This is a genomic window from Pseudoneobacillus rhizosphaerae (assembly GCF_917563885.1).
In the GTDB taxonomy this organism is placed as follows: domain Bacteria; phylum Bacillota; class Bacilli; order Bacillales; family Cytobacillaceae; genus Pseudoneobacillus; species Pseudoneobacillus rhizosphaerae.
Genome location: NZ_CAKJTG010000057.1, coordinates 1 through 5,398, shown reverse-complemented (window position 1 = coordinate 5,398; position 5,398 = coordinate 1). Strand labels below are relative to the sequence as shown.

The window sequence follows — 5,398 nt, the reverse complement described above, 5'->3', positions numbered from 1 at the left end:
ATAATATTCAGAAGCCAAAAAGCATAATGATTAAATTGCTAATCATCATGCTTTTTACTACGTTATTTGTATTAATATTTACGATTTTGCACCCCAAAAGAGAACCCGTTAGTTTTATTAAGGCTCCTCTTTTTGTTTCTATTAATTTCATAAATTTTAGTAATTTTATAGACATTTACGTATGTATAATTGAAAAATAAATGAATCACATACTTTTTATGAGTGGTCTGCATAGTTTCTTCATATTTTTAAAGTAAAATAAAAGAACAAGTTGAAAAAAGGGTGATCTCCTCATGAAAAAGCTGTCAGTAAAACTTGGTATAATTTTTTTCATCATTATTATCGGATTAGAATCGTTTATATTTTTTTATTTACATTCCTCTCTAGTAGATTCCAGGGTAGAGGAAGAACTAAGTGAACTTCAGGCACGGGGAAATTCTCACAGAGCTGTATTGGAGATGAATTTTGATCCTACGACTGTTAACCATATTGCCTTAATGGAATCAGAGGCAGATACCGATGTGGTCATTACAGATTCCTTTTTCAAATTTATTGGTTCATCCAAACAAAGTATCCATTTCTCCAAATATATCAATCAAACAATCACGACTTCTCCAAGAAAGGGAAAGATCATCGAAGATAATTGGAGAGAAAAGCCCTTTATTGCCACAGTGAGTCCCATTGAAGTAGATGGGCTAACGGTTGGTTATGTATTTATGTTTCAAGATACGGCCTCTGTTCAATCCTTAATTATGCATTTGAATGAACATTTTCTATTAGCTGGTTTAATTTCTGTTGGATTAACATTCATTATCATTGTTATTCTTTCCAAAGCCCTGACAAAACCGCTAATTGAGATGAAAGAGGCAACATCCAGGATGAGTAATGGAGATTACTCTGTTTCCTTACCGAAAACGGGTAAGGATGAGCTCGGGGATTTAGCACACTCGATTCATTTACTTGCCCATCAGTTAGATTATCTTACAAAGGAACGAAATGAATTTTTAGCGAGTATTTCACATGAACTACGAACCCCTTTAACGTATATAAAAGGATATACAGATATCGTCCATAAGCGAAATTTGCCTCGTGACGAACAAGAAAAATACTTAGGAATCATCTTAGAAGAGACAACTAGACTTTCCATTTTAATAAAAGAATTATTCGACCTAGCAAAGTTTGATCAAAATACATTTGTTATCCAAAAGAAACGAATTGATTTTAGTGAGTTTCTTTTAAAAATGGAACAAAAACTTTTACCCGCATTCATAGAGAAGAATATGAATTTACAGGTTACTTGTCCCCCCCATCTGTTTCTGATGGCTGACCCAATACGTTTGGAACAAATCTTCCTTAATTTATTGGACAATGCGATGAAGTATTCTCAACATGGGACAAGAACGGACTTAAAAGTAGAGAAAAAAGGAACAAACCTTCATATCACCGTTACGGATAATGGCAAAGGGATTCCAGAGACAGATCTTCCTCATATTTTTAGCCGCTTTTATCGAGTAGACAAATCACGAACAAGAGCACTCGGTGGGTCTGGTCTGGGTCTTGCGATCGTAAAGGAGCTAGTTCATGCACATGATGGGAAGATTACCGTTAACAGCAAAGAAAATATTGGAACAGAGTTTGCGATCATCCTAAAAGGAGCTACCGAATGATGAAAAAAATCTTAATTATAGACGATGAACCACGTATGTTAGACTTGATTTCCTTATATCTTTTACCGAAGGATTTTCACTGCATTAAATATACGTCTGCTATCGATGCCATTCAATACTTACAATCGCATGAAGTGGATCTTATTCTGTTGGATATCATGATGCCTGAATTGGATGGATGGGAAGCCTGCAAAATCATCCGCAAAAAGTGGGATTATCCAATAATTATGCTCACGGCATTATCCAATAAGCCTGATGTGGTAAAAGGATTAAGTTTAGGAGCAGACGATTATATCTCAAAACCATTTGACGGAGATGAGCTCATCGCTAGAATTGAAGCAAACCTAAGGCGAAACCATAATTCAACTAGAATTATTAGCTTTCAAGGTCTTGTACTCAATCAGGAATCCTATGAACTTCATTTTCGCGACCAATTGCTTTCGTTAACGCCAAAAGAATTATCTATGATGGGGCTTTTCTTAAATAATCCTAATAAGGTCTTTACACGTGATCACTTAATCTCTACTATTTGGGGGCATGGTGTCTCCACAGAGGATCGTACCGTAGATTCACATGTGCGAAATTTACGTGATAAACTTCGTAAAGCGGGGTTCCCTTCAGATGAATATTTACTAACAGTATGGGGTGTCGGATATAAATGGCTTGGAGCTGAATAAAGAATGACGGAACTTTTTCTGGAATGGATGCCTGAGAACAGACTTTTCATAGCATTGCTAAGTATCTTAGCCAATGTCATGATTGCACTTTCTGGTATCCTTCCAAGCGCTTTTTTAACTGCTGCTAATATCGCTCTATTTGACTTCCAAATCGGGTTATCCCTTTCCATTATCGGTGAAGCCGTAGGAGCCATTGTAAGCTTTTATTTTTATCGCAAAGGGTTGTTAAAATTTTCTCCCCAGATCACTCAGAAAAACAAGTTGCTTCTTAAGCTTCAACACACACGAGGATGGGAGGCAGTATTTCTCGTATTGGTTTTAAGAACATTACCGTTTGTGCCTTCAGGTGTCGTGACACTTTTTGCTGCATACAGTAAAATGGGCATTTTCTCTTTTAGTGCGGCGAGTACATTAGGAAAAGTACCTTCCTTAATTATAGAAGCCTATGCGGTAAAACGTGCCCTTGAATTCAGTGTGGGATGGCAAATACTTATTGTTGTTATCTTGATTATGGTTTGGATGATTTATTTATTTTGGAAAAAAAATAATGGGGCTTCGAAATTTTAACATTCATTTAGCAAAAACAAAATATACGAAGGAAAAAAGCCAATGTTCTTTATGAGTTAACATTGGCTTATACGCTTTAATGCACATTCATTAATATTAAATTCCCCAATAAGTTAAAGTATCTAATATCCCCAACAGAACCATCAACCCACCAGCTACTTTTTGAACAATCACACCCAATTTTCTACCGCTCTTTTTCATCAATTTCCCACTTAAATCAAAATACCATATGAGAAAAATCGCGATAATTAGTGGTAAAGACGTACCTACTGCGAAGATAGGGGGTAAAATGAATCCATAAGAAACTGTTACGGCAATAGGCATTAGGGTAACGAAAAATAAGATAAACATCGTCGGGCAGAAGCCTAGGGTAAAGCTAACCCCCATTAGAAATGCCCCTAATTTTCCTTTTTTAAAAAATCTCTCAGGTATGCTCCCTAAAGATATCGTTTTTCTGAGCTTAATTACACCTACCATAAAAAGACCTACAATGATTAGTAGTGGACCAAATGCTTTTCTAATCCAAGGAAAAATAAGCGTTAAATCCGTTTGAACCTCATTACCGAGTATCCAAACAATAAAACCTAACAAAGAATAAACGACGACCTTACCTAAAATAAAAAAGACCATTTCACTCCAGGCGATTTTTTTTTGAAGAGATTGATTTCCGTAAATCGTGATGGCTCCTAAATTCCCTGTAAATTGGCAGGGTGCCAACGCCCCTACAATTCCAAGTATAAACGCCGTTAATATCGGGATGCCTTCCGTACTTCTGATCATACTTAGAAACGGTTGGCTTAAAAAGTTACTTATCTGGCTAAACCATTCATACATGCCTGTTCCTCCTACTTTACGGAGTATTCATTGTTTTACCCTATTCTTACTATATCAATTGAATGTCGAGAATCTATGCAGAAAGGATGAATTTTTTTCTACAAAAATAGAAGCTCGGCCACAATTCGAGTGTAAAACGTGAAAAATCGACAGGCATTCTAACCTGTCGATTGTCTTTATGATAATACCTTCGATTCCTCGTTCTTAAAAAAGCTTTTCATCGCATGGAAGACGTCGGGTTTTTGTTTTAGAATGAAATAGCGGAAATGTTCATCCTTGATGTTTTTGTAAGCGGACATTAACGTAGAGTGGCGGTTGTATTGGTTGACTTCCCCGTATCCAAACATATTGGATACTTTCATTAATTCTTCTACTAACTTCACGCATCTTGCATTATCTGATGTTAAGTTATCACCGTCTGAAAAATGGAAGGGGTAAATATTAAAACGAACAGGATCATATTTTGCATCAATGATTTCTAACGCTTTGCGGTATGCTGAGGAACAAATGGTTCCACCACTTTCGCCTTTAGAGAAAAAGTCTTCCTCTGAGACCACTTTTGCCTCCGTATGATGGGCGATGAATTCAATTTCAACGGTTTCGTACTTTGTTCGTAAGAAGCGTGTCATCCAGAAGAAAAAGCTACGTGCCATATATTTCTCCCAAATGCCCATCGAACCACTTGTATCCATCATCGCGATTACGACAGCTTTTGAGTCTGGCTTCTTCACTTCATTCCACGTTTTAAACTTTAGATCCTCTGGATAAATGGGATAAAAGCCTGGAGTACCAGTCATGGCATTTCGCTTAAATGCGGTCATCATTGTCCGCTTTTTATCAATATTCCCCATTAGCCCGGTTTTTCTAATATCATTAAACTCAATATTTTCAACTATGTTTTCTGCTTGTTCTTTCTTTTTTAGATTTGGCAGCTCTAACTGTTTAAACAGAGCTTCTTCAATTTCCATTAATGATACTTCTGCTTCAAAGAAATCTTCACCAGCTTGATCTCCTGCACCTTGACCTTTACCAGGTCCTTTTTGACCACTTGATCCATCACGAGCAACGACATCGCCAACTTGACTGTCCCCGTTTCCTTGGCCAACATGTTTGTTTTTATCATAGTTATAGCGGATTTTGTATTCGTCTAATGAGCGAATTGGAATTTTTACCACATCCCGACCATTGGACATAATAATATTCTCTTCCGTAACCAAATCGGGTAAATTATTACGAATTGCCTCTTGGACTTTGTCTTGATGCCTTTGTTGGTCATCGTGGCCTTTGCGGTGGAGGGACCAATCTTCCTTGGAAATCACAAATTGATGATTATTCACATCGGTCATTTCTGTACCCTCCTTATAAAATTATTTTTTAATTCTTGCACACTTCCCACAGATTTCACATACAATAACGAGTGAGTCTAACCCTTTAGTAGAATAAAGATGGATTACTTTATCCTATGCAGGAATACGAAATAATTTACAAATAATTTTGACAATTGTACTTTTGCCTAATAGTGACCAAGCCTTCGGAAGGAACCCTTCCAAAGTCTGTCTTCTATTTCTATTAAAGCAGGACACAAAATATGTTGAGATTTAGCACTTTAACGTACTGGGGGACAGTCCCTCATCGCTTTAATGCGTTGAGGGA

The 5,398-nt window shown here is 36.8% G+C and carries 5 protein-coding genes; 3 read left to right on the top strand and 2 right to left on the bottom strand.

The window, feature by feature from the left end:
• The first annotated feature begins 293 nt into the window (after nt 1–293).
• Genes LRP83_RS23040 through LRP83_RS23030 form a run of 3 tightly spaced genes read left to right on the top strand, consistent with a single transcriptional unit; the run spans nt 294 to nt 2,911 of the window.
• A complete protein-coding gene (locus LRP83_RS23040) occupies nt 294–1,667 on the top strand; it encodes an ATP-binding protein (protein WP_230499172.1) in 1,374 nt (457 codons plus the stop codon).
• Entirely contained in the window at nt 1,667–2,344 is a 678-nt protein-coding gene (locus LRP83_RS23035) for a response regulator transcription factor (RefSeq protein WP_230499173.1), read from the top strand. Before LRP83_RS23040 ends, LRP83_RS23035 begins: the two co-directional genes overlap by 1 nt.
• 3 nt (nt 2,345–2,347) lie before the next feature.
• On the top strand, nt 2,348–2,911 hold the full coding sequence (locus LRP83_RS23030; RefSeq protein WP_230499171.1) for a TVP38/TMEM64 family protein: 564 nt from the start codon (nt 2,348–2,350) through the stop codon (nt 2,909–2,911).
• 96 nt (nt 2,912–3,007) lie between these two features.
• Here LRP83_RS23030 and LRP83_RS23025 read toward each other — a convergent pair whose 3' ends face one another.
• Together LRP83_RS23025 and yhbH are read right to left on the bottom strand one after the other, a co-directional pair.
• Nucleotides 3,008–3,745 (bottom strand): urease accessory protein UreH domain-containing protein, encoded by a 738-nt coding sequence (locus LRP83_RS23025; protein ID WP_230499170.1) that lies wholly within the window; start codon nt 3,743–3,745, stop codon nt 3,008–3,010.
• 176 nt (nt 3,746–3,921) lie between these two features.
• Nucleotides 3,922–5,091, bottom strand: a complete 1,170-nt coding sequence (gene yhbH, locus LRP83_RS23020; protein ID WP_230499169.1) for a sporulation protein YhbH — start codon at nt 5,089–5,091, stop codon at nt 3,922–3,924.
• Nucleotides 5,092–5,398: the final 307 nt, after the last annotated feature.